The sequence below is a fragment of the Mesorhizobium sp. M1399 genome, from assembly GCF_040317735.1.
Taxonomy (GTDB): domain Bacteria; phylum Pseudomonadota; class Alphaproteobacteria; order Rhizobiales; family Rhizobiaceae; genus Mesorhizobium.
On record NZ_JAMYKZ010000024.1, the window covers coordinates 45,653 to 69,092 of the forward strand.

At 61.5% G+C, this 23,440-nt stretch carries 17 protein-coding genes and 7 pseudogenes; 13 read left to right on the top strand and 11 right to left on the bottom strand.

Annotated features, from left to right (window positions below):
- Positions 1 to 41: 41 nt before the first annotated feature.
- The 3 genes from NKH05_RS29150 to NKH05_RS29160 all read right to left on the bottom strand — a co-directional run bounded on the left by NKH05_RS29150 (position 42) and on the right by NKH05_RS29160 (position 3,659).
- The gene (locus NKH05_RS29150; protein ID WP_353016919.1) at positions 42 to 1,238 is read right to left on the bottom strand and encodes a hypothetical protein; all 1,197 of its coding nucleotides are present in this window, start codon (positions 1,236 to 1,238) and stop codon (positions 42 to 44) included.
- A complete protein-coding gene (locus tag NKH05_RS29155; RefSeq protein WP_353026705.1) occupies positions 1,235 to 2,548 on the bottom strand; it encodes a hypothetical protein in 1,314 nt (437 codons plus the stop codon). The genes NKH05_RS29150 and NKH05_RS29155 overlap by 4 nt, the downstream gene beginning before the upstream one ends.
- Positions 2,549 to 2,939: 391 nt before the next feature.
- Positions 2,940 to 3,659: an RHE_PE00001 family protein gene (locus tag NKH05_RS29160; RefSeq protein WP_353016914.1), complete on the bottom strand. Its 720-nt coding sequence runs from the start codon at positions 3,657 to 3,659 to the stop codon at positions 2,940 to 2,942.
- Positions 3,660 to 3,752: 93 nt separating this feature from the next.
- Here NKH05_RS29160 and NKH05_RS29165 point away from each other — a divergent pair, with 93 nt between their 5' ends.
- From NKH05_RS29165 to NKH05_RS29185, 5 genes and pseudogenes are all read left to right on the top strand, one after another.
- On the top strand, positions 3,753 to 5,393 hold the full coding sequence (locus tag NKH05_RS29165) for a TnsB C-terminal domain-containing protein (RefSeq protein WP_353026707.1): 1,641 nt from the start codon (positions 3,753 to 3,755) through the stop codon (positions 5,391 to 5,393).
- Between the two features lies 1 nt (position 5,394).
- Positions 5,395 to 6,273 (top strand): TniB family NTP-binding protein, encoded by an 879-nt coding sequence (locus NKH05_RS29170; protein WP_353016910.1) that lies wholly within the window; start codon positions 5,395 to 5,397, stop codon positions 6,271 to 6,273.
- Positions 6,270 to 6,500, top strand: a pseudogene (locus NKH05_RS29175) (TniQ family protein); the annotation flags it as partial. The gene NKH05_RS29170 and the pseudogene NKH05_RS29175, both read left to right, overlap by 4 nt.
- Positions 6,501 to 6,622: 122 nt before the next feature.
- A pseudogene (locus NKH05_RS29180) lies at positions 6,623 to 6,667 on the top strand (hypothetical protein); the annotation flags it as partial.
- 93 nt (positions 6,668 to 6,760) lie between these two features.
- Positions 6,761 to 7,342 carry a hypothetical protein gene (locus tag NKH05_RS29185; RefSeq protein ID WP_353016975.1) on the top strand — a complete coding sequence of 194 codons (582 nt, stop codon included), beginning with the start codon at positions 6,761 to 6,763 and terminating at the stop codon, positions 7,340 to 7,342.
- On the opposite strand, the gene scpB (NKH05_RS29190) is transcribed toward NKH05_RS29185, so the two are convergent.
- Together scpB (NKH05_RS29190) and NKH05_RS29195 are read right to left on the bottom strand one after the other, a co-directional pair.
- Positions 7,329 to 8,057, bottom strand: a complete 729-nt coding sequence (gene scpB, locus NKH05_RS29190) for an SMC-Scp complex subunit ScpB (protein ID WP_353016909.1) — start codon at positions 8,055 to 8,057, stop codon at positions 7,329 to 7,331. The genes NKH05_RS29185 and scpB (NKH05_RS29190) overlap by 14 nt on opposite strands.
- 3 nt (positions 8,058 to 8,060) lie before the next feature.
- Positions 8,061 to 9,050 carry a DUF1403 family protein gene (locus tag NKH05_RS29195; RefSeq protein ID WP_353016907.1) on the bottom strand — a complete coding sequence of 330 codons (990 nt, stop codon included), beginning with the start codon at positions 9,048 to 9,050 and terminating at the stop codon, positions 8,061 to 8,063.
- Positions 9,051 to 9,217: 167 nt separating this feature from the next.
- Between NKH05_RS29195 and NKH05_RS29200 the strand changes: the two genes are divergently transcribed.
- Both NKH05_RS29200 and NKH05_RS29205 read left to right on the top strand, forming a co-directional pair.
- Entirely contained in the window at positions 9,218 to 10,429 is a 1,212-nt protein-coding gene (locus tag NKH05_RS29200) for a site-specific integrase (RefSeq protein ID WP_353016904.1), read from the top strand.
- Between the two features lie 100 nt (positions 10,430 to 10,529).
- Positions 10,530 to 11,213, top strand: a pseudogene (locus NKH05_RS29205) (recombinase family protein); the annotation flags it as partial.
- Between the two features lie 25 nt (positions 11,214 to 11,238).
- Here NKH05_RS29205 and NKH05_RS29210 read toward each other — a convergent pair.
- From NKH05_RS29210 to NKH05_RS29230, 5 genes and pseudogenes are all read right to left on the bottom strand, one after another.
- Entirely contained in the window at positions 11,239 to 11,424 is a 186-nt protein-coding gene (locus tag NKH05_RS29210; RefSeq protein WP_353016901.1) for a hypothetical protein, read from the bottom strand.
- 87 nt (positions 11,425 to 11,511) lie between these two features.
- Positions 11,512 to 12,855 (bottom strand): plasmid replication protein RepC, encoded by a 1,344-nt coding sequence (gene repC, locus NKH05_RS29215; RefSeq protein WP_353016899.1) that lies wholly within the window; start codon positions 12,853 to 12,855, stop codon positions 11,512 to 11,514.
- A gap of 154 nt (positions 12,856 to 13,009) precedes the next feature.
- Positions 13,010 to 14,044, bottom strand: coding sequence for a plasmid partitioning protein RepB (repB, locus tag NKH05_RS29220; RefSeq protein ID WP_353016897.1), 1,035 nt, complete (start codon positions 14,042 to 14,044; stop codon positions 13,010 to 13,012).
- Positions 14,041 to 15,222, bottom strand: coding sequence for a plasmid partitioning protein RepA (gene repA, locus NKH05_RS29225; protein ID WP_353016895.1), 1,182 nt, complete (start codon positions 15,220 to 15,222; stop codon positions 14,041 to 14,043). Before repA ends, repB begins: the two co-directional genes overlap by 4 nt.
- Before the next feature lie 977 nt (positions 15,223 to 16,199).
- Positions 16,200 to 17,315 (bottom strand): annotated as a pseudogene (locus NKH05_RS29230) (site-specific integrase).
- 285 nt (positions 17,316 to 17,600) lie between these two features.
- Here NKH05_RS29230 and NKH05_RS29235 point away from each other — a divergent pair.
- From NKH05_RS29235 to NKH05_RS29260, 6 genes and pseudogenes are all read left to right on the top strand, one after another.
- Positions 17,601 to 17,897 (top strand): hypothetical protein, encoded by a 297-nt coding sequence (locus tag NKH05_RS29235; protein ID WP_353016893.1) that lies wholly within the window; start codon positions 17,601 to 17,603, stop codon positions 17,895 to 17,897.
- A complete protein-coding gene (locus NKH05_RS29240) occupies positions 17,887 to 18,480 on the top strand; it encodes a type II toxin-antitoxin system VapC family toxin (RefSeq protein ID WP_353016891.1) in 594 nt (197 codons plus the stop codon). The genes NKH05_RS29235 and NKH05_RS29240 overlap by 11 nt, the downstream gene beginning before the upstream one ends.
- Positions 18,481 to 18,719: 239 nt before the next feature.
- A pseudogene (locus NKH05_RS29245) lies at positions 18,720 to 19,744 on the top strand (DUF1403 family protein).
- A 5-nt stretch (positions 19,745 to 19,749) separates the two neighbouring features.
- A pseudogene (scpB, locus tag NKH05_RS29250) lies at positions 19,750 to 20,235 on the top strand (SMC-Scp complex subunit ScpB); the annotation flags it as partial.
- A gap of 415 nt (positions 20,236 to 20,650) precedes the next feature.
- On the top strand, positions 20,651 to 20,812 hold the full coding sequence (locus NKH05_RS29255) for a hypothetical protein (protein ID WP_352785595.1): 162 nt from the start codon (positions 20,651 to 20,653) through the stop codon (positions 20,810 to 20,812).
- 88 nt (positions 20,813 to 20,900) lie between these two features.
- Positions 20,901 to 21,761: pseudogene (locus tag NKH05_RS29260) on the top strand (HlyD family secretion protein); the annotation flags it as partial.
- A 67-nt stretch (positions 21,762 to 21,828) separates the two neighbouring features.
- On the opposite strand, the gene tnpC reads toward NKH05_RS29260, so the two are convergent.
- Entirely contained in the window at positions 21,829 to 23,400 is a 1,572-nt protein-coding gene (gene tnpC, locus NKH05_RS29265) for an IS66 family transposase (protein WP_353026713.1), read from the bottom strand.
- Positions 23,401 to 23,440 lie beyond the last annotated feature (40 nt).

Consider the following 23,440-nt stretch of genomic DNA (forward strand, 5'->3'; position numbering starts at 1 on the left):
GCTGTTCGGACAGCGTGCCGCACGATCGACGAGGCGGGCCGTCACAGCAGACGGCGCTGATTCTTTCCCGGGGCCGGAGGGGTTTTCCTAGAGCCTTCCTCGCTCTTATCCGGTACCTTTCGACCGTCGTTCTTAACTTCCATGAATCTGCCGGAAACGCCAGTGTCAGCCTGCGGATGGCCTGTCCAACCTTCCGCGAATTTCGGTCGGCTGATATCGGCGAAGTCGAGCAACGCACCGAGAAACCCCTTTGTGTCCGCATCGAGGTGATCGAAGGAAACGAGATGTGACGCGTAGGCGACCTTCTCAAGGGACTTGGCGATGCTGAACAGCTTCTCCGAATTGCTCAGCCTGATGACGATTTCCGCCAGTCCTTCGGCAGGAACCGCATTGAGCTCCGCCGTGAATTTCTCCCGGACCACCTGAGCCAGCCCGGCGCCGTTCGGCAAGTATTCCCTGATCGCGGCCTCGGTCCACCGCAGGTTAGCGAGCGCTCCCTCGGTGTTCGCCCCGAAACGGATGGCGTCGGTCATGTGTCGAACGCGTTCGGCAGAGGGTCTGAGGGCGGTGTCCGCAGAAGCGAAATCGAAGGCGGCGGCAGCGATTGCGGCGGCGAGATAGGTGAGGCGTCCGGCTCCCCGAGCGGCGGCGGAAGCAGGATGCGCGTTCACGGCCTCGCGGGCGAACAGCTGAAAGCCTTCAAGCGCGGTATTGGCGCATGATGGCCCGAACCTGTCGGCAACAGCGGATTTCACCTCATCTATCTTGTCCCTTAAGACGCGACCGTTTCTCGCGTTATCGATATCGGCGATCTCGCCGTTGAACTCCTCTTCGGTCATGCGGTTCAGTCCGGAAAGCGCGTCGCTGTCCTTGAGGCGCTGGAGGTCCGCCCCGTCAATCCACAGGACTCCATGCTTCCGCGCCAGCTCCCGGAGCATGGGGCGGTTGTCGGTCGTGGCCACGCCTGCGCCCTCGACGGAGATGACGCTTGCCACTCCCTTGACGAAGAACAGCCGTTCCGCTGCCTGCGGAGTTCTTTTGTCCTTGATGTCGATGATAGTGCGCCGCCGGGCCAGCGTCGCTGAACGCTCGTATACCCACATGTCGATGTCGGTCAGCTCGACGCCATCATGCCGCAGCTTGATTCCGCGCATGACGAAGAACCCGGCACGGAGGAAATAGGCTCTGACCAGCTCTTCGGTCTTCAGACCCTTTGCACCGCTTGCCGCGGCCATCATAGGCTGCCTCCACCGCGTACGGCGCTCAACAGCGTCCGCATCTGCGACTTGCTTTGAGGGCCCTGTTTCTTTGTCCGGAAATCCGTCCGAGCGGCTTCCGGAGGAGTGTACCCGCTCATGCCAGCGCTCGGAAGCACTTCCAGCGCCGCTGCGGCGGCATCGCCACCCTTCAGAACCTGCAAGGCGATTTGACCGACCTCCATCTTCAGGAGGCGCATCGTGAAATAGCCGTTTCCGGTATGCGTTATCTGGACAACGCGCTCGAACTCCAGCGCTCGGTAGTCGCTCCCGATGGCAGGAGCTGGGCCGACCGCCTCGCCTCGGAGCAGCTTGGCAAGGATCAATTCAACTCCCCAAATTCGGCCGCGGACAGGCGTGCTCTGCGACATGCCGTAGCTGAGAGCGGAAACCAGCGCCTTGGCATGATCAAACGCGTCGTCGATCAGCGGACTGGTAAACTTGTGGAACGCGCCTGGCGACGTCATGAACGCGTGTTCGCCGGCCTCGTTGGAAACGACGTTGATGTCGAAGACGGCAGCGGACTGGAGCTTCGAGAGCAGTAGAGCGCCAAGCATCTTCTTGGCGTGGGTGGCTACGACCGCGCCCTTGACCTTGAGCAGCTGCTCGAACTGGTGGAGGCTTGCCTGTTCGGCCGGGGTCAGCGAGTCGAGCACCTTCTTGGTCTTTTGGGCTGTGTTCCGGCGGAACAGGTTGCCGTTGAACAGAAGGCGGTCATCGCCTTCTCCCTCGGCGTCAACGAACCCGATGCCATAAGCCTGGCCGAGGAAATCGGAGGTATCGTTCTTGGTTAGCTTATAGGTGTCACCGATGTACTCGGACGCAGCCTTCACGCCGACGGGCGCGGACGATGCCAGCTCCGCCAGGCCTATAGAGGCCAGCTCGAAGGGCTGAGGCTCGTTCTCGTCGAAAAGGTCCGAGGCGTGACCAAGCGCGGTGCGACCGGTCACGCCAATGACCGAAATCGAACCGTCAGCGGCGACATCGATGACCCGGCGACCCTGAAGCTGGGTGAGGCATGCCTGCAGCTCTGTCTTAGGATTCAGGCCGCCGATCCTTGCAGCGGCTACCACTTGGCTCTTGTTCAGATCCGCTTGCTTGCTCTCCGCAAGCCTGACCAGCAGCGAAGCCGCCTTCGCCGCAAGGTCTATCGCGCTGTATTCCGACGCGCCACGCTGGTCGCCCGAAATCTTCCTGCCGTGATGGATGACCCATGCGCCCTTAGTCTGCTTGTCCATGCGAAGCCCCATGCCGTCCCAAGACTGCACTAGCACGGTGTACGCCACATGCACAGGTGACCTCTTTCCCCCTGACCTGAGAGTATCGCAAGGCGTCGACGAACGCGCTGTATGGCCTGCAAATCGCTCCTTTGTTGACGGATCAGCCGAAAGACCCGAATCCGGCCCCTCAGGCCGGATGCCCATTCAGGCCGGTGGCCCGGGAGTCCTTGGTCAGCCATCCGGACAGGGGTGCGGGCCGTAAGGATTCGATTGCCGGGATGTGGTATGAATCGAGTTGCTAACCGTTTCGAAAAGCGGCTGCATGGCGTCCCGCTGTATTGGTCGGCTGTGGGAGCCGATCTATTCTTTAACTAGGTTTGTTTTTAGTGACGGCATTGCAATCCCCGACCACACTATTGACAAGTCGCCAGCGTCAGCCCGTCTATCGTCCAAAAGCCCATCATCACACGATCCCCCAGGCGCGAAACCTTCCCCTCCCCGTCATCTCGCGCAGGCCGAGCTCGCCGACCAGATTGAGCGCCCCCTGTTTCGTCACTTTTAGCCGCTCCTGGATCATGCCAGCCGAGACCAGTGGCCGCGACATCGCGAGCTCGACCAGGTCGGGCAGTTTCGAGCTGGCGCGCCGTTGTTTGAGCCGACGTTCCATCTGGCTTTTCGCCATCGCCAGCCGGTCGTGCTCCTTCAAGCCGGCCAGCGCTGCGTCGTGAATGGCGTCGACAAAAGCCAACAACCGGTCCGAGCGATTGCGCGCCCGCCGCCGCTCGCGCGGGATGTTTTTGGCGCCGAGATGCAGGCTGGCGAGATGGTTGGCGGCAAGACCCTCCTGACGCAGCAGCGCAGCTACCGGCAGTGGCCCGAGCCAGGCGGCATGCTGCAGCACCTCGATGTCGGTCCAGGCCTCGAGCAGGATCGCGGCGCGCAAGACCACAGGCAGCTCGCGTGTTTGAGCAAGCACGTCCCGCCATTCGGCCAGGCGCGCATTCTCGTCCCAGTCGAGATCGTAGATCAGATCCGGCCGGTCGTCGGAACGCTGTGTCCTCGCTGGCAAATCGGCGCCGCTGAGAATTTTCGATGAGCGTGCCAGGACGGCATCGATCTCGGCAAATTCGTCGGCAAGGCGATCTTCCTCTGTCTCATTGTCGCTTTTACTTTCCGATTTCAAACGCCCGAACGTCATATGCCGGTTAGGTTTGGGCGCTAGGACGGGCTTAGTTTTTCGCTAACGATTTCACTGACGCTCGATTTGCCACGCCCCATGCACAACCGAAAAGCCACTCCTGCCTCATCGCGATCTGATGAAACATGGTTGGCGGCACGTCGTGTCGCGCGCGAGCTCGACAAAATTCTCGACGATCTTGGACCGCGCCGGGCGGCAATCGAGCGAGCCTCGGCTGAGCTGCGTCTCTCCACCCGCCAGATTTACAATCTGCTGGCGCGCTATCGCATCGATCGAACTGTGACGTCGCTGCTGCCTCGGCTGGATGGCAGCCGCAAGAAGCGCCTTGATCAAGGCATCGAGACGATCGTCGCAACAACGTTGCGAGAGCAGTGGCTGGTGCTGGAGGCGCCGCCGCTCGCTCCCGCGGTGGCCGAGATCCGGGCTCGCTGCGAGGAGGCCGGCCTGGCAGCTCCTTCCTATCTTACTGTAGCCCGCCGCATACCCACGCTGTTTAGCCCCGAGGAGATTGCGAAGAAGCGATCTGCAAACCCAAAGCACCTTCAGCGGCTCAAACCGCGACCAGGATACATTCATGCGGCGCGACCACTGGATGTCTGCCAGATCGATCACACGCCGACCGACATCAACTTCGTGGAGGTCGTCGACGGAGGCGGAACGTTCATTGGCCGGGCATATCTCACGATCGTCACCGACGTGGCGACCCGCTGCATTCTCGGCATCTGCCTCACCCTCGAGAAGCCGTCGGGGCTATCGGTCGCGCTCTGCCTGGCGCACGCCATGTGTCCGAGGGAGGCGTGGTTGGCCGCGCGCGGCATCGAGCATGGTTGGCCGATGTTCGGTCGACCACGATTAATCGTCACCGACTCGGCCAAGGAGTTCAAAGGGAACGCCTTCCAACGTGGATGCGAGGACTATGGTATTCGGGTCCGCTACCGGGATCGCGGCCGCGTCCACCAGGGCGGCGTCGTCGAAAGGCTGCTCGGGAAGCTCAACGCCGTGCTTGTGACGCAACCCGGCTCGACGGGACGATCCGTGGCGGACCGTGAGGAATACCCCGCGCAGCGGCGAGCCCGTCTCAGCTTCGCCGATCTCGAGCGGTGCGTCGCGCTCGCCGTGATCGATCATAATCGGCAGGAGAACGCAAAGACTTTGAAGGTACCGGCGACAGAATGGAACCGGCTGGCGCACGATTTGCCCCGCTTCGACGATGATCCCATGCGGGTCCTGCTGGCATTCATGCCTGGGGCGGAGAGGCGCATCTCGCCGCAGGGCGTCAGCATGTTCGCGCTGGACTATTTTTCACCATGGCTAGGCAGTCTCGTCCCGCGGCGGGACCGTCTGGGCCGGCTCGAGATGAGATATGACCCTCGCGACATCAGCCACATTTACATCCGGGATCCCGACACATGCGAGTTCCGGCCGGTGGCGAGAAGAGACGGGCTCACTACACCGATCACACTGTGGGAACATGAAGGTGATCGTGTTTGCCGACGTGCCGCAAACGCTCGGTCGGACGTCGAGAAGGTGACGCTGCGCCGCCGGATTGCGGAAATCGCTGGCAGGCAGAAACTTTCAAAGGCGGACGTGCGCAATGCGGTCCGCCGGGCGCACGCAGCCGAAGCGCCCAAACCCTATGAGGCGATGCGCCCGGCGACGCCGGCACCCGCCGAGCATCCGGTACGCCAGAAGCGCCGTCTGGCGGTCGAGGACTGGTGACGTGGCGGACCATTTGCTCGACCACGTTCGTCCGTATCTCGACCAAAGCATGGAAGAGCGGATCGCCTACATCCTGGCGCCGCGATGGGTCGGGCATCCGGTGGCGCTGCAGGCGCATGAGCGTCTTGCCGAGTTGCTCGCCCGGCCGCCGGCGTTGCGGACGCGAGGGCTGATGTTGGTCGGACCCTATGCCAACGGTAAGACGATGATCGCGGAACGATTTGCCGTGGAACGCATGAGAGCCGCCGAGCGGCAGCGGGTATGGGTGGTTCAGACGCGCGAGGGGGCCGGCCTTGCGCACTTTTATGGAAGCATTCTGCAGGCGCTGCGCGCGCCGGTCGGCAACAATCGGGATATCGGCCGCAAGGCTGAGCAGATCGATCATCTGCTTGGCAGCCTGAAGCCCAGGATCCTCATTTTCGACGAATTCCACAATGCCCTGCGTGGCCGGGCTCGCGACGTCGAGGCGGTTCTTGCCTTCCTCAGGCGGATCGGCCGTCAGTTCGACATCTCCCCGGTCCTGATCGGCGAGGTCGCCGTCTACGATTTCATAAACGAGACCAGCGAGATGGCGAGCAGGTTCGAGCTGCAGGCCGTACCGCGGTGGCAATACGGCGAAGAGTTCCTGACACTCCTCGACAGCCTCGAGGGCGTGTTGCCTCTCGCGCGTGCTTCCGATCTCTCCGATGAACCGTTGGCACGAACGATTTTCCAGCTTTCCGAAGGTTTGATCGGCGAGATCGTGGCGATCGTCACCGCGGCGGCCGTGGCCGCGGCAAGGTTGGGCGCCGAGCGCATCACGAAATCAGGCCTCGAGGCGCTACACTACATTCCCGTCTCGAAGCGCCGCCGGGCGCCGCTGCGCAACGAACTGCTGTGACCGGCGGCGCTTTGGCCATCGAGATCCGCGAGCGTTACAGGGATGTCGTTCGGGATCGGTGGCCTGTTTCCGTTGACCCGCAGCCGGACGAGCTTTTGTCGAGCTGGCTCCACCGCCTTGCCCTCGCGAACGGCATCGCGCCGCGGTCGTTCGCCAGCGCCCTCGGGCTCGGTGAAGGGATGTGGTCGCCCCGTCTCGATCTTCAGCTTCCGCGGGAGGCAGCCGCCCTGCTGGCCGATCGGACGAACGTTCGTCAGGAAACGATATCGGCAATGGCAATGACTGAACCGGCGTTGACGCCACCCTGCTGCCATTGCGCGAGAACGTCCACCGGAAGCGTTCGAGCTGGATGCAGTATTGTCCTCTCTGCCTCGCCAGCGACGAGGCGCCCTATTTCCGGCGGCGGTGGCGCCTGGCGTCGCGAATCTCCTGCTCCGCGCATGGCTGCGGCCTTCGAGATCGATGTCCCGCTTGCCGCACCGCAATTGTGTCGTTCGACCAGGTCGAGCTTGTCCCTCAGCATTTCTGCGCACGGTGCGGCTTCGATCTGCGGGCTGCCCCAAAGGCAGGGGTCAACGCGGCCGCACGTCGGCTGGAACGCGCGATCGCGGATATATGCCGGGTGGAATCGGCAACGGATTCGGCGGCAACCATCGATGTTGTCTCGCGCGTGCTACGCGCACCCGTCGGCGCCGATATCGGCCTGGGGGGAACCCTTACGAATCTCTCGACCGCCGCACGCATTCGCTGCTTCAATCAGCTCGCGGCAAAACGTTTGGACTGGCTTGTGACACACGAGGACGCCGCAGTCGCGCATCGGCGTCGGATAATCTTGGCGGCGGGCGGCCATGACGAATTGATTGCCCGCTTCGCCGACTTCCTGGGCAAGCATCAGACGAGGCCGAGATCCATGTGCCCACCACAGCCCTGTGCTGGTCTTGCCGACGTGCTGACGGCCTATCTGCGCGTGGCCGGTGATCGAACCACGTCAAAGCGTCACCGCAGGCTCCGAGTTCCACAACCCCTGATGATCGGTGGCAGTCCTGGCGCGGGTACTATTCGTCCATGACGGCACCAGGGTCGCCGTCATCGGCGAACCCCGGCATGATGTCGCCCGCCAGCAGCTTTTCCTTCGAGAGCAGGCCAGCGTCCTCGAGCGCCCCGAAGTCGGGAAGATCGCGCAGCGTGTCGAGCCCGAACTCAAGCAGGAACGCCTGGGTGGTGACATAGGTATAGGGGGCGCCCGGCTGCGGCGCGCGCGGGCCAGAGGCGATGAAGCCAAAGCTGCGCAGATTGCCGATCAGGTCGCGGCTGATCTCCTTGCCGAAGAAGGAGGACAGTTCGGCGCGGGTGATCGGCTGGAAGTAGGCGATGCACATCAGCACCAGCACTTCGGTTTGCGTGAGGTCTTTGGCATGCCCGCTCCCGCCGGTGGCCGTGCCAAATGCACTGCGGATGGCGTCGGCATAGGCCGGCCGCGTCAGATGCTTCCAGCCGCCGGCGACGGCAACCAGGTCGTAGGGCCGGCCGCGCAGCTCCTCGCGAATGTCGTCGATCAAAAGGTCGATGCTGCAGCTTTTTCCGACAATGCGGGCCAGCGTTTCGCGGCCGACCGGCTCGCTCGCCGCAAAGATGGTCGCCTCGACGCGATGCATCCATTCGCGCCAGCGCGCCTCCGGCGGCAGCTGATCCAACTCCCGATCAAACAAATGGTCATTTGACCGGCCCTCGCCTGATCGATGGTCATCTGACCGGCCTCGCCTCTTGCGCACCGCTTTAGCCATTTCCTAAAGCCCGTAGGTGCGAGAAGTGGTGCGGCCGGACAGCTCGCGGACGGCGCCGAGCTCGACCAGGCGGTCGAACAGGCGGCGCAGGCCGCGGTCGCTCATGCCAGCGATCTTTTGCGATGCCACGATCGCGTCGTCGGACAAGAGCCTTTCGACGACCAGGTCCGCCGCCTTGGCGCGCAGTTTCGGCGCGACGGCAAGCAGCCGGTCCGCGCGGCGCTCGAGCTCAGCGGAAAGATCAATCGCGCGCAGCGCAGCGCGCGCCTGCGCGGCAAGCAGACATTTCGCCTGCTCAGATCCCACCTCTATCCCGGTTGTCGCAACAGGAGGTGCCGGCCGACGTGAACGACCGGAACCCACCCCCAAGGCTACCTCGGTGCCCAACAACGGCACTGCACGTGACCAGCCCAGCCGCTGCGCCAGCAGCGCGTCGGCAAGCCAGGCTCCAACGGCGCGCCCATAGCCGCGGCGCTCGGCGCTCGCGATGGCGCCGGTCATCATTTCTACCGTCCCCTCGCTGGCGAGCTGCCGGAGATCGTCCACCAGATCGTTGACCGCCTCGTCGTCGTGGGCTCGACCGAATTCCTCCAATACCGCGGCTAGGTTTCTCTTCGTCAGAAGCTCCTCCGCGGGCCGGGCGGCCAGCCGGCGCCAGGCGAGGAGCAAAAGACCGGCGGGCCCGACATTGTCGCCCGGCCGTGTGAGCAGCACGGCATCGCGCAGACCCGCTTCGTCCTCGACACGCCCGGCCTGGCTGGTCGCCACCGCCGCGGCGGCGAGCGCCAGCCGTTGCCGCCATGCGCCGGCCCATCGCTCCTGCCGACGAACCACCGCGTCGAGCGCGCCGATGGCGGCGCCGGCGGTGATCGCGATGTCCTCCAGGGCATTTGGCCCAGGCCCTTGCGCGGCAAGGCTTTGCGCGTCGGGAACGGCGCGGCGCAGCCATCCCGGCAGCGGGACGGGGGGAGCGGCCGCTGCGGCGGCGAGCATCGGACCTTGATGGCGCGGAGAGGATTTCGGGCGCAGAATCATCGTCAGCAGGATGAATCACGGCGGCGGTTTTGGCAACGAAAATGGGTAAAAAACGCCGCGCCTGTCGATTGGATAAAACGAGTGATAAAATTGCATTATCGTTCGTTTTCGTCTTTATATAAGGAATGACCGTTTTCATCGAGCAGAAGCCCAAAAATCACGCCGAGCGACCTTCCGGACCGTCCCACAGTGCAGGGTCGGCGGATCATGTTTCGACTGCGCAGGTGTCGGCCGAGACCGATGGCGACCTGCCGGACATCATCGACGTCGTCATGGAGATGGGCGCAACGCCGGAAGAACCGCCGGCCGAAGCCCCCTCCCCTCTTCCGGCCGTCGCCAATCCTCGCCTGCCGGCGCATCTCGACGCGCTGGCCGATCGCGCCCGCGATTATGTCGAAGCGGCGAGCTCGGCCAATACCCGCCGCGCCTACGCCTCGGACTGGAAGCAGTTTGCGAGCTGGTGCCGGCGCCAAGGCGTCGAGATGTTTCCGCCCGATCCCCAGGTTGTCGGGCTCTACATCACCGCCTGCGCCTCCGGAAAGGCGACCGGCGACAAGAAACCCAATTCCGTCTCGACGATCGAACGCAGGCTCTCCTCGCTGACCTGGAATTTTTCTCAGCGTGGCCAGCCGCTGGACAGAAAAGACCGCCATATCGCCACGGTCATGGCCGGCATCCGCAACAAGCACGCCGCCCCGCCCCGGCAGAAGGAGGCGGTGATGCCCGAGGATCTGATCGCCATGCTGGAAACGCTCGAGCGAGGCACCCTGCGCGGCCTGCGCGACCGGGCCATGCTGCTGCTCGGCTTTGCCGGCGGCCTGCGCCGTTCCGAGGTTGTCGGCCTGGATTGCGGCCGCGACCAGACCGAGGATTCTTCCGGCTGGATCGAAATCCTCGACAAGGGCATGCTGTTGCGCCTGCGCGGCAAGACCGGCTGGCGCGAGGTCGAAATCGGGCGAGGCTCGTCCGACACAACCTGCCCTGTGGTGGCGCTGCAGACCTGGCTCAAGCTGGCGCGCATCGCGCACGGTCCCCTGTTCCGGCGTGTCATCGGCCAGGGCAAGGCCGTCGGCGCCGATCGGCTCAACGACCAAGAGGTCGCCCGCCTCGTCAAGCGGACCGCGCTGGCAGCGGGCGTGCGCGGCGATCTGCCCGAAGGCGAACGCGGAATGATGTTTGCCGGCCATTCGCTGCGCGCCGGCCTGGCGTCCTCTGCCGAGGTCGACGAGCGCTACGTCCAGAAGCAGCTTGGTCACACCAGCGCGGAGATGACCCGCAAGTATCAGCGCCGGCGCGATCGCTTTCGCGTCAATCTCACCAAGGCGTCGGGACTGTAGCAAAGCCCCCTCCCCCCGTTTTCGGCCGTCGAATAGCGGCCCGGCAGGGTGGGATTTTCACCTTAGCGCTTCAATTGAAATCGGGAAGTAAAACCGACACTCGGTCAGCCACCTTCTTCAGGTGATCGAGGTTCTGACTGAGAAGGGCGCGCATTTCCGATCTCTCCGAGATCCAATCGACACGTCGACGCCACAGGGCATGTTTTCGCTACAGGTACTCGGCGCCGTTGCCCAGCTCGAGCGTGCGCTGATTTCGGAGCGGACCAAGGCCGGCATCATCGCTGCACGATCGAAGGGGCGGCTGCCAGGCAATCCTGGTATCCGGGAGCGCAGGCCCGAAGCCCTGGCGAAGATGACAGCAGTGCAAAAGGCAGCCTATGGCCGACGGCTACAATCAACGATGAACCAGTGGCTTCCGACGGTCCGCCGGATGCGACCAGACCACAACTGGGACGATATCGCTCGGGTCCTGAAGCAGCGCGGCCTCGAGTGGACGCCTGAATGACTGCGGCGGGCAGTGAGGTGGCTCGTCACCGAGCACCTGGCCGAATCCACACTGCTAAAGCGGGCGTCTCCTCTGCCTCCCGAAGATCGCCTGATGACTCTTGTGGCAGGGATTTCGCAGTCTAACCCGGACCTGTCGCTCCGCGACATCGCTGGCCAGCTCGAGCGTCTGCATGAGCGAACCCCACGAGGAAGCGCAAAATGGTCTGCCTCCTCAGTCAAGAACCTGCTCGATCGAGCCCGCCGGCTTGGACTCGTCGCCGAACTATCCGCGAGCTGACCGTCATCCCGCTGCAGAACAGTCCTCAGTTTACGGTCCCTGGCTGACGCTCAACTTTCCCGAGCCGCTTGTACACGGCCCAGGCATCAGCTGGAACAGCGCTGCCGGCCCGCGCCAGCCAAGCCGCACGATCGGATTCGGTAAGCGAATTCCACCAGACCATTCCGGCGGTTTCATCGGGCGTCGGTTCCGGGTCCTGTTCGTTTTTCATGCCTTCGATGCTCTCATAAGACGCTCGTCCCGACAAGCGCTGCAGCCACCGTCCATGACCTAGTGCGGATCGAAACCCGCCGGCTGATCATGATCCGCGCCTCGGCTTGTCGAGGCTGCGGCGCAACGCATCGCTGATTTCCAGCCGGGATTCGGTGCGCACAACCTTGCCTGCCGTCTCCAAATCGACGGCAGCAGCTTCAGCTCCGTTTCCGGTAGCTTTCGACGCGTCAAGCTTTGCCCGCAACAAGGCCATCACCATCGGCCAGACCGAGAACTTTCCGACCTTTGCTCTATCTGTCAGGCTGCGCAAATAGCCGCCGGCGCTGTTGATCTGGTCCTGCCGCTGGTAGATCGCGGCAATGGTAATCGCCGCCTGCTGCTCACCCATTGCCGTTCGCGCTTCCTCCCAGGCGCTCGGGCTGACGCCCATGGACGGTCGGGCAACCTCGGCCGCGGCCAGAAATTCACGCCAGTTACGGATTCCGCCGCCGCCCTTCACCAGCCAAAGCATGTTCGGGCAGGCATCCAGCACGATCCCTAGCGGCAGTTCGCGTTTCGGCAGACTCCGTACGTTGTCGGTGTCCGCAACGTTGCCGCCCGCTTCATCTTTATTTCCTGGGCCGCTTTCAGATTCAAATTTAGAGTCTGGTTTTGAATTCTGTATGTGGCGCCCATTTCGGGACTCATTGGCGTCCACTTTCCGTGTTTTTACGAATGTTTCCAATGCCTCACGCACTTCAGTCCAAAGGCCTTCAAGCTCCTCGGCAATCGCCTCGAGGGTTTGTCTGGTTGCGGTGCGTGGTATCTGGCCGACAATCGCCTGGTAGGCCTGCTGGACCCTGCCCCAGTTCGCCGGCACGCCTTCCTCAATCCCGGCGTCGATCATCTTGACGATGTCACGGCGGCATATGGTTAGCCGCTCCTTAACGAGACGAAAGGCCTTCTTCTCAGATCTGACCGCTTCCGCAAGATTCTTGAACTCCTCAGCGCGCGCCACGATCGGCGAGATGTCAAAGCCATAGGCCTGCTCGATCTCGCCCCCCTGACCCTTCCGGGCGAAGCGCTTGCCGTTTGGGCTGTCCCGACGGATGATCAATCCGCACTCGACCAGAACGGCCAGGTGCCGCCGTAACGTCGTTGGGCGCATTCCGTTGGCGCGGCGGATCAGCTGCTCGTTGGATGGCCATACAACCAGTTCGCTGTCGCCATAAAGCGCCGTGTCCGGATGGAACGACAACAGCGCGTCGAGAATAGCCAGAGCGCGATCGGTGGCGCCCAGAGCGATCCTGGCGTCCTTGATATCTTGGAAGACATGCCATTTGTGGACGGTCGCGTCCCTCGGCACCGCCCTTGCGGTGACTTGGCTTGAAATCATGCCAAGCGTCATCGGTCGCCGCCCAAAGGGCGTCGTTGCAATATTCGTCTCCATTTTCTTTCACCCTCGATTAGGCAAAAGAAACCTGCTCGCCAAAACGACGCCAATGACTCTTGACAGTGATTCGTGGAGATGCGATTCTCAGAGTGCTTAGTTCAGAGAGAGGCTTCCACGGCTTGCCGTTCGGGGGCCTTTTTCTTTTGCGGTTTCAGACTCCTTGTTTCGTGATGGACTTCCGAAAGGCCTCAAACAGGTCGTCCAGTTGTCCGGCGATAAACGCTGCGAAACGCGATCCTTCAGCCTCTCCCACAGCAATCATGGTAGTTTTTCCGTTGTTTTTGAGGCTGACGCTGACTGTTTTGTCTGGAGCAGCCCAGGATTTCATAGCAATCTTGGGCTTTGATGGCTTGGCCGGACCCGCAGGTTCTTTGATCGCATTATGATCCGATGGAAGCGTCTCAAGCAGAATAATGAATCTGTCGTCGGACGTTGCCTCGCGGAATTTGTTTTTGCGAATAAGATCGAAAGCTTTTGCCAGTGAGCCGTCTATGGAATAGCGGTTCGAGAATTCCTGCCATCGTCCTCGACCAATCCCGGGAGCTTTACCAATCGATTGCAGTATCTTCTTGTCGACCGATGAGGCGATTTTGATCATCTCGGAGACATGCGATTTTCCTGTCGACAGCGAAGCGCAGATGGTGTCCCGTTTGTATCCCGCTTCCTGCTGCGCAAGCGCAAAAGCGCACTTTTCAATGTATGAAAGATCCTCTCGAGCGGTGTTTTCTTCGCCTTGGAAAATGACTGCTTGTTCATCGGTTAACTCGCGGACGGCCGCTTTGAATCCGATCCCAAGCTGCTTAGCTGCCGCTAATCTTCTGCGACCATAGACGATTTGAAACTCGCCATCCTTGCCTTGCACTGGCCGAACCAATCCAGGCACAATCTGACCGCGCTCCCGCATGGATTCAGTGATCTCAGCAATGGCGGAAATCTCGTAGGCGTCATCATATCGATCGGTGATAGACGACGGCCGTATTTTGTCGGGATCGAGTTCAATGATCTGTTCGCCTGACTTCAGTAACTTGTCGGCGATATCGCTACGCTCTTGCATTTGGCGAACACCAGCCGCCACCTTCATCAGGTGCGGCGATGACGTGCGGCGGCTGACGCCCTCCTCCGAATTGTCCTCCCCGAGTTGCCCCAAAACAGCAGCAAACATGCCCTTAGAATCTTTACGGCTCACTGTTCACGCCTCCATGCCATTGTGATGAGGCTTTCTATTTCCGCGTTCGCGGCATTGATCGATTCGATTGCACGATCATAAGTTTTAGGTGCCGAAAACCTCGATCGTTGCACTTCATAGAGGCTCTGCTTCCAAGTGAGAGCGTCCGCAACCGCAGTGGATTTGGAGACTGAATTCAGAAGTAAATCCTCGCCAAACACTTGGCGCATTAGGGCCTGCATGTTGGCTTGCGGGTGGTCGTTGGCCTCAAACTTTGTGATGAGGAATTTGGCGAAATCCCAACGTGCGCCTGCACCAGCCTCATCCAGGATTTGCATATAAGATGCGGCCAACTCCAAAAACTTCCCTGTGGAGTCGACATCGAGCATGTGCGCTGGAACTGGGATTAGGACTCCGGTAGCGGCAGTGAGCGACGAAAGTGTCAGGAAATTGAGTGACGGCGCACAGTCGAGAAGAACGATGTCGTAGTTGTCGACGATCTGTTCGAGGGCCTGTGACACTCGAAGCAGAAAACTGGTTCCACCGCTCTTGCGCATTTCAAGGGTGACGGCCGTCTCGAATTCTGTCAGCTCAAGACCGGCGCAGATGACGTCGAATCCGATGATATGCGTCTGATGAATAATCTTTTCCGTTGGCACCGGATCATCAAACCGAATCGCTGAGTAAAGGGTGTCACCTTCTCGGTGGTCAAATCCGGGTAACGCTCCTTGCAGACTTGTTAACGACGCCTGGGGATCCATGTCGACTGCTAGAACGCGATATCCACGTAGTGCCAACCAATGACCCAAGTGAATAGTGGTCGCTGTCTTGGACGATCCACCTTTGAAGTTCGTGATCGCGATGATCTGGCAATCCTCGCCTTTAACACGACGAGGATTGATCCATTTCTTCCGTGCCTTTTCCGCCAGGTGCATCCGAAGGTCCAGCACCTGCTCCACAGAATATAGGCGCTTTCCGGTGGTCGTTGTCTCTGGCTCAGGTCCCTGCCCTTTCAAGGAGACCTGCCTTATGTAAGCTTCGGTCACTCCTAGCAATGCTGCCACTTCCGTCGAAGTGAATTTGCGCATCGTACGAATCGCATCAGGAGGATACTGAGCCAGCGAAAGATTGTTGAGTGCCTTCTCGAGTTTCGTCGAAAAGGTATTCATGAACTGAAGGCTACTTAGATGCCGCGTCACCCAGATTCTCCTCTTGCACCCAGCGCCTATTGATAGCGACTGTGGTTAACAAGCTGTTAACGCCACGCCAACTACGCCAACTTTTCGAATTACGCGGTTTTTCCGTTACTGGAGATATGCCCGATTCGGAGCATTCGAGCAAATGGACACAGGGCAGTTCCCAGCTGGGAACTTTTCGTTATCGCTGGCTTCCCTGTGCCGTTAAAGTCGCGCATCAGGCATTGAAAACGACAGCTATGAAGTTGGTCACGCAGCATGGGGACGGGCGAGCTCCGTTGCCCGTTTTGTTCTCGTAAATAGTCGACGTTGGTGCACCGGTTGCCCTCTGGCTTCCGCGTACGGCGGCCAGCGACCTTGCAAAAGCGCAGGCAAGTTTCGGCGCATGACGCGGCGGCGAAATTCCCGTTGTGAAGGAGACACTGAGCTCGCAGTCCAGGGGGGTCACCATCCTTTGGGTCGGAGACGATGGGGTTGTGTTTGTGATGCAGCCATGCCGCGCCGCTTCCGATGTCACTTCGGTGATCGCCCCCCAGGCTGACAAGTTAGACGCCCCACGGCCCCTACCCTGCAACGAGGCATTCCTTCCGGGCCGAGCGACTCTCGCGAATGGCAACTCAGCGGCTAGGATCTATCGCCAGGCGTCCCACGCGATTTGACAGCAATCAGCACCGTTTGGCACGTGGGCGTCCTGTCCACGCGCACTTTCCTCCAGCGTCGAGCAAGAGGCTCCTGCAGCCGCCAGGCAACTTCCCTCGGGGGCTAGTCCAAGTGTCGGCGAAGGATCCTGGAGAACTCATCGAGAAGCAAACTTCTCGCACAACCCGTACTTTGAGTTCCCAGCTGGGAACAGCTCTTCAAGCTGGAGGCCTTGCGCCGCTCCAATAAACCTTAGAAACCCATCAACTTGAGGGTTGGATCTGTGGCGGTGGATCGGCGCATCCAGAGTCACCCGCGGCTGGGGGGGGGCGTACCGCACTCTACAATCCTGACGCCTTCGTTAGATTGACGCGGAAGCGATCGCGCCGGCGCTGGTATTTGCGTGTCATCTCTGCCGAGGCGTGACCAAGCTGCTTCTGCACGTAGCGCTCGTCAACCTCGGCAGAGGACGCGAGGCCGGCACGCAGCGAGTGGCCCGAAAACTTTTGGCCGCGCGTCGCCCTCGGAAAGGTCACCGCCCACGCCGGCGGCCAAGGCCGCGCGTTTGACCAGCCGCGCCACCTCCTGATCGTTGAGCCGCTCGGCCCCCACAGCTTTGCCCTGCCCCGTGACGCGGCGGAAGAGGGGGCCGTGCGCGATGCGGACCAGCTTCAGCCAGGTCTGCAGGGCGACGACCGGGCAGGTGGCATCGGACGAGCCGCGGCCAATCTCGACTTCGCGCCAGCCGGTCTTGCTTGCAGCGTAACCAGCACGCCCTTGTCCGGGAAAATTCAATCCAGCCGCAGCCGTCCTCGGTTTGATCGCGCAACATCGAGGCCCACGATTTCGGAGCCGGCGAAGCCCAAAAGCAACATGGCGCGGCCGCGCAGACCGCGCAGCGTGCCATGATCGAGCGTTTCCAGCATGGCGACAAGATCGTCGCGCAGGATGGCTTCCTTTTGACGGGGAGGGGAGGCGTGTTTATTGCGGATACCGGCGAGCACGGTGGCGATATGCCGGTCCTTCCGGTCGAGCGGTTGACCGCGTTGCGTATAGTTCCAGGTGCGCGACGACAGGCGGCGCTCAATGGTCGACACAGACTTTTTGTCCCGTTCCGATCCTGAGGCCTAGGCCGTGATGTAGAGGCCGACGACTTGTGGATCTGGCGGCAGCGGATCAAACGCCTGGCGCCGGCACCAGGCGGAAAAATGCTTCCAGTCGGCGGCATAAGCGCGACGGGTGTTTGCCGAACTCGCCGCCTCGACGTAATCGCGCGCGCGGTCGGCCAGCTTTTCGAGATGCACAGGCAGTGATGCTTGTCGCGAGTCGAGGACCTGCGTGGGAGGGGAGGGAGCCTCATCCGGGTGCCCCATTTCCATAATGACGTCGACAATGTCAGGCAGGTCGCTGGTGTCGACCGCGTCGACGGGCGTCATCAAATTACGGGGACTGCCCATCGAAACTCTCGATCATTAGAATGCCGCAGTGGTGCGATTCCGAGGGCCCAACGTGCGACCAAAGCGCCCAATTGTCCACCGCGAGGTGCTTGACCAATAGCTCCCGAGATTTGCGTCCGGTCGCGTACGGGCAACCGGCTGGTTCCGGTTATCGCATCATTGGGTGACGTGCCATGTCCGATCCAGTGATGACCCTCTTAGGGCTTAGGGCCTTCTTTCTCAGTGCCGATCCTTGCTTTCATGTTCAACATCCTTTATGTTTCGTTCAACAGAGGAGAACCCAGGATGAGCATACGTGGCGCAACGGCCGCCGAAAGCCAGGAGCGGATCGCCCACACCCGGAACCGTCTGGTGCTCGAACAGGCGAGGGCCGTCGGCCTTCTTGGCGCGGCCAAGAACACACGCCTTTCCGGCAGGGTGCCGTCGGAACTGATCGAGGCGGCAAAGAAGCGCGCTCATGTGACCTCCGACACTGAGCTGCTTGAGCTCGCATTGTCGCGGCTAGCTCTCGAGGACGATTTTGGCGCCCGGCTCGTCGGCCGCAAGGGCAGCATTTCCGCGGACATTGATCTTGACGTTTGATCTCGGGAGCGCACTGCGTTCCCTCAAACCACAGCGGCGTGCCGGAGGGCTGGAACGGCGGCCGGATTCCGCTCTGTCCTGGGCAGGTGATCAGCCGCCTGTCGGCGGTGCATTGCTTCTCGACACGAGCGTCTATCTGGATGTCCTGCAGGGGCGCACGCCTGAAGTGGTCGATGACCTTTTGACCTATCGGCTCTGTCAGCACTCGGCGGTCTGCCTTGCCGAGCTCAGCCATTTGTTCGGCCGGCTCGATCCGGGCCATCCCACGACGAAGTCGGTCCTGAAAGTGGTTGCGGACACGATCGAAGATATTCCAGCGCACCGGCTGCATGCACCCGACGCCACCGTCTGGGGACGCGCCGGCATGCTTGCCGGCCTGCTGTTCCGGCTAAGCCGCCTGCCGAAAGGGGAGGGGCATGAACGCCGCTTCCTCAACGATGCGCTGATCTTTCACCAGGCCGGTCTGCTGGGCGCGACGGTTCTGACCGGCAATGTTCGGGATTTCGACTACCTCAACCAGCTTGCTCCGTCGGTGCGTGTGATCTTCTACCGGCCGGTGACAGACTTGCGCCCGCAGCGTTGAAAGCGTCTGTGGCAGATATGGCCCGTGCACCGTGATCGTCCAACCTCCTTTAATGACCAGCTGTCACTTCAAAAAGGTCGCTGACACTCTCCTGCGACCGATGAAACGCGGGCGACAACGGCCATTTGAAACGTAAGGACAAAACGAACGATAATGCAACATTCGTTGCACCGGCGCGACAACCGCAGCGCTTTCTATCCATTTCGGTTGCAAAAAGCGCCGCCGTGATTCATCGTGCGATGATTCTGCGCCCCCAAACCTCTCCGCGCTACCCGGGCACGCTTGCCGGTGCCCCTTCGACCGTGTCTTTGCCAACGGTGCCGGCCTGGCTGCGCCGCGCCGTCCCCGATGCGCAAGGCCTTGCGAGCAAAGACGTAGAGGATGTGGCGCTCGTTTTGTCGGCGCTGCCATCGGTGCGCTCGATGCGGTGGTCCGCCGGCAAGAACGGTGGGCCGGCGCCTGGCGGCAGCGCCTGGCGCTTTCGGCGGCCGCGGTAACGGCCAAGCAGGCCGGCCGCGTCGAAGATGAAAGCGCGCTGCGCGACTCCGTGCTGCTCACACGCCCGGGCGATTTTTTGTCCGTTGGCCCCGCTGGATCGATGCTACTTGCCTGGCGCCGGCTGGCCGGCACGCCTGCTGAGAAACTGCTGACGGAGAAAAACATCGGCGCGGTGCTTGATGACCTCGGTCTCCGCCGCGACGACGACGCAGTTGGCGAGCTGGCAGATGATCTTCGACAGCTTTCCGCGAGCATCGGAATGGTCGGCATGCTGACTGGCGCGTTCACGGCCGCCGAAAGGTATGGCTTCGCACGAGCCTTCGGATGTTGGCTCGCGGACGCCCTGCTGGCGCAACGACTGGGTTGGGCCCACGCGGTGCCGCTGCTGGGCGCCGAGGCAGCCTTGGGGACAAGCGCCCGCCCGCGTCGATCGGCAGCCAGCACTTTGGCGACAGGCACTGAGACAAATCCTGAGCGTGCCAAAGGTCTGCTTGCCGCGCAGGCGCGCGCCGCGCTGCGCGCCATTGATCTTTCCGCCGAGCTCGAGCGCCGCGCAGACCGGCTGCTTGCCGTTGCGCCAAAACTCCGGGCTAAGGCGGCGGACGCTGTTGTCAACAAGCTCCTGTCCGACGATGCGATCGTTGCCTCTGAAAAGATCGCCGGCATGAGTGACCGTGGACTGCGCCGCCTGTTCGACCGTCTGGTCGAGCTCGGGGCCGTGCGCGAGCTTTCCGGCCGTCCCACCTTCCGCATTTACGGGCTGTGACGATCATGGCGGAGGGAGCGAGCAGGCGAGGGGGGAGCCGGTCAGATGAACATCGATCGGGCGAACGGCGATCAGCTGACCAGCTGTTTGATCGGGAGCTGGATCACCTTCCGCCGGAGGGCCGCTGGCGGGAATGGATGCATCCCGTCGAGGCAACGATTTTTGCGGCCAGCGAGCCGGTGACGCGCGAAACGCTGGCCCGCATCGTCGGACAGAGCTGCAGCATCGATCTTCTCATCGACGACATCCGCGAAGAACTGCGCGGCCGCCCTTACGACCTGGTCGCGGTCGCTGGCGGCTGGAAACACCTGACGCGGCCGGCCTATGCCGATGCGATACGCAGTGCATTTGGCACGGCCACCGGCGGGAGCGGGCGTGGCGTAGACCTGACGCAGTCGGAGGTGATGGTGCTGATGTGCATTGCCTACTTCCAGCCGATCACACGTGCCGAGCTGTCCTCCTTCTTTGGCAAGGAGATCAGCCGCGACCTCAAAGCGAAATCTCCGCGGTAACAATCGGGCGCTTCCACAAGACCACACTGCCGCAAGCTGCTCAGCGCGTTCCAGATGCTGTTCCTGACAGGCCGGTTCTCTCGGCAGAATGCTTGGCCGAAATATATCCTCCATGCAGGCAGAGCTCCCTCAGGAGACCTATATTCGATTCTATCCCTAAGTATCCGACCTACCCGCACTGGCCCCTACCAGTGTCGGGTTTGTCGAATCCGCGACACGGTGACGTCTGGCTGGCGTGCCGCCGCGCTATCAGTGAAGCCATTGAATAACATCCAGAACAGTTCTCTGGGTCGCTTCCTGTGCGGTTGGCACGACTCTTGATGTTGGTTGTACGGCGGCAAAAGCCGCTAAATGGCAGACTCATCTTATTTGATCTCTAGGAAAGGAGACAGCAATGAAGGTCGATCTGTCAGACTATGGTGTGACTGAATTGGCTCCGGAAGAAGCATCCACAATTTCGGGCGGGTGGGCTTTTTTTGCGGCGATAGCTTTCGCGGTGGCGGGATTAATAGGCGTTGTGGCTGCGACTATACTGGATTGGAAGACACACGGTTAGAACATTAGTGTGCAAGCTAAATACCCTTTCTCCTGAAATTGCCAGCTACACTGCAGAGAGCATTCTCTCCCGACGATCAGGACGATCTTTGATCATCTATCGGCTGATTTTGCTCTCTGTGGTTGCGACGTTGGTGTCGCTGCCACTCATCACCATAGCGGTCTCGGTCCAAAGTGCCGGTATCATTCGCCCCACCGTCGAGAAGACGCCCCTGGTCGCACCCGTCTCCGGACGCATCTCCCGTATCCTTGCCGTTGAGAACGATCTGGTTGCCCAGGAGCAGGAGATTCTCGCCCTCGATGATGAGGTGGTTGAGGAAAAGCTCAGGGCGTATAAAGGCGATAATCGCGCTAAGAGTGATCTTGCCCATGACCTAGGAACCCTGATCTCCTCCGGCACGAAGGCCAAGGACCCGATCCTCCTGACCGAGTCCGCCAAGGCGGAGCGGGCGCATTTTCTCAACCTGCTGCGGGAGAACCAATATGCCAGGAGTAATGCCGCCGCAGAACTCGACCGCGCTAATCGACTGCTCTCCGCTGGCGCAACGCCCGCAAAGGCCGTTGACGAGAAGGCTTTCGCCCTCCAGACCATTGACGTTCAGGGGGAGATCCTTGCCCGGCGCAAATCCGCCGAATGGCACCAGCAGCTCTTCGACCTTAACCTGCGCCTCAAGGAACTCACGGCCACCGTGCATCAGCTCGAGAAGGAACGGGATCTCACCCACATTCGGGCCCCCGTGTCAGGCGCACTTGAGCAATTCACCGGCCTGGCCCCCGGCAGCTACATCCAGGCCGGGCAAACCGTTGCTTGGGTTTCGCCGGACGACGAACTGGTGGCGGAAATCTACGTCTCCCCCAAAGACATCGGCTTCGTGCGGGAGGGCCAGTCGGTGCGGCTCCAAGTGGATGCATTCAACTACAATCAATGGGGTCTCATCGTAAGCGCTATTTTCGCTGCACGTTGACGCCGGCGCTTTCGACGGATGGCCTTCGAATTGGGAACGGTATCTGGTCTGATCAGACTGCTGTTGCTTTGGCGAAGTTGAAGGGCAGCAGATCGTAGATATCAGCGTCCTCGTTGCGTTGAGGCAATTCGGTGAGGACGTGGCGCAGCCACGCTAACGGCTCGACGCCACAGGCGCGGCAGGTCAACATCAGGCTGTAGATGACGGCGCTGGCCCTGGCTCCGTCGACGGTATCGCTGAACAGCCAACTCTTCCGGCCAGTGGCAAAGATTCTGATGTCACGCTCGAGAAGATTGTTGTCGATCGGCATGCTGCCGTCCTCGGTGTAACGAGTCAGATATCCCCATTGGTTCAGGGTGTAGGAGACGGCGTCGCCGAGCTTGCTGTCCGGCAAGACTTTTGGAGCGAAGTCGTCGAGCCATGCCTTGAGAGCCTGGAGGATCGGGACACTATGTTGCTGGCGGAAGCGGCGAATGCAGTGATCTCGCGTTTCGCCGTCATCGGGGATTTCGTTCCGCGCCTGCCTTTCAACCCGATAGAGCTGTTCGAAGAACCGGAGTGCCTGTTCCGGCGGCCCGCCACCCTTCTTCCTCGCCTTTAGGGCATCGACGAAGCGCCGCCTCGAATGAGCCATGCAGCCAAGATGCGTTGCCCCTTCCAGCGTGCGCCAGGCGGAATAGCCGTCACTCATCACGATGCCGCGGTAATCGCCCAAGAAGGTCTGCGGGTGTATCTGGCCGCGACCCGGCTGATAATCGAGCAGCACGATCGGCTCGTCACTGTCGTGGCCGCTCCGGTATGCCCACATGTACGAGGTGCTGGTGGCCTCTCTGTCCATTTCCTTCAGCACCTGGACCGTGGTCTCGTCGCCATGGATGAGGGGCTGCGATCTGAGCCGCAGCTTCAGCACGTCATAGATGCGGGCGAGATGCTTTTCGCTCGAGCCGATCACCCAGTGACCCAGAGCGCCACGGCTGACAGGAACGCCCGCGCGCTCGAAGGCCTGTGCCAGGCGGTAGAGCGGTGTGCCGTCGACGTATTTGTGAACGAGCGCGAAGGCCAGCGTCGAAGCCGTGGCGATGCTGCCCGGCAAGGGTTGCGCGGGCATCGGCGCGGTCACGACCGGCGTGTTGATGCCGGTACGGTCGCAATGACGGCAAGCATATTTGAACCGCACATTCTGCAGGACCTTCGCCTTCACCTCGATATGAAGTTGCTCGGTAACGGCCTCGCCCATGCGATGCATCGGGTGACGGCAGCAAGGACAAGCCTTCTGATCGTCGGGAAGGTCATACTCGACGCGCTCGCGCGGCAGGTTTTCCGGCAAGGCCTTGCGGCCGCGCTTCTTTCCCGTCGCCCCTTCGCTCGCCGGCAAGCCCGTGTCCGGCAGGACAACGACGCCGCCATCTTCGTTGTCGGCGGCGTCCTCATCCGCGGCCTGTTCGGCTTCATTGAAGAGGCGGTCAATGTGCTTTTCACTCTTCGGCGCAAAACGATGCAGTCGTGCAAGCGCCAGCTCTTCCTCGAGTTTGACGACGCGTTCGGTGAGTTGACGGTTCTCCGCCTGCAGCGCAGCAATACGCGCCATCAACGCTTCAACAGTCGGTTCGCCGGGTCGATTCATCAGATTCTTGAATCGAAAGCATGCCGCCGCGTCAACCGCT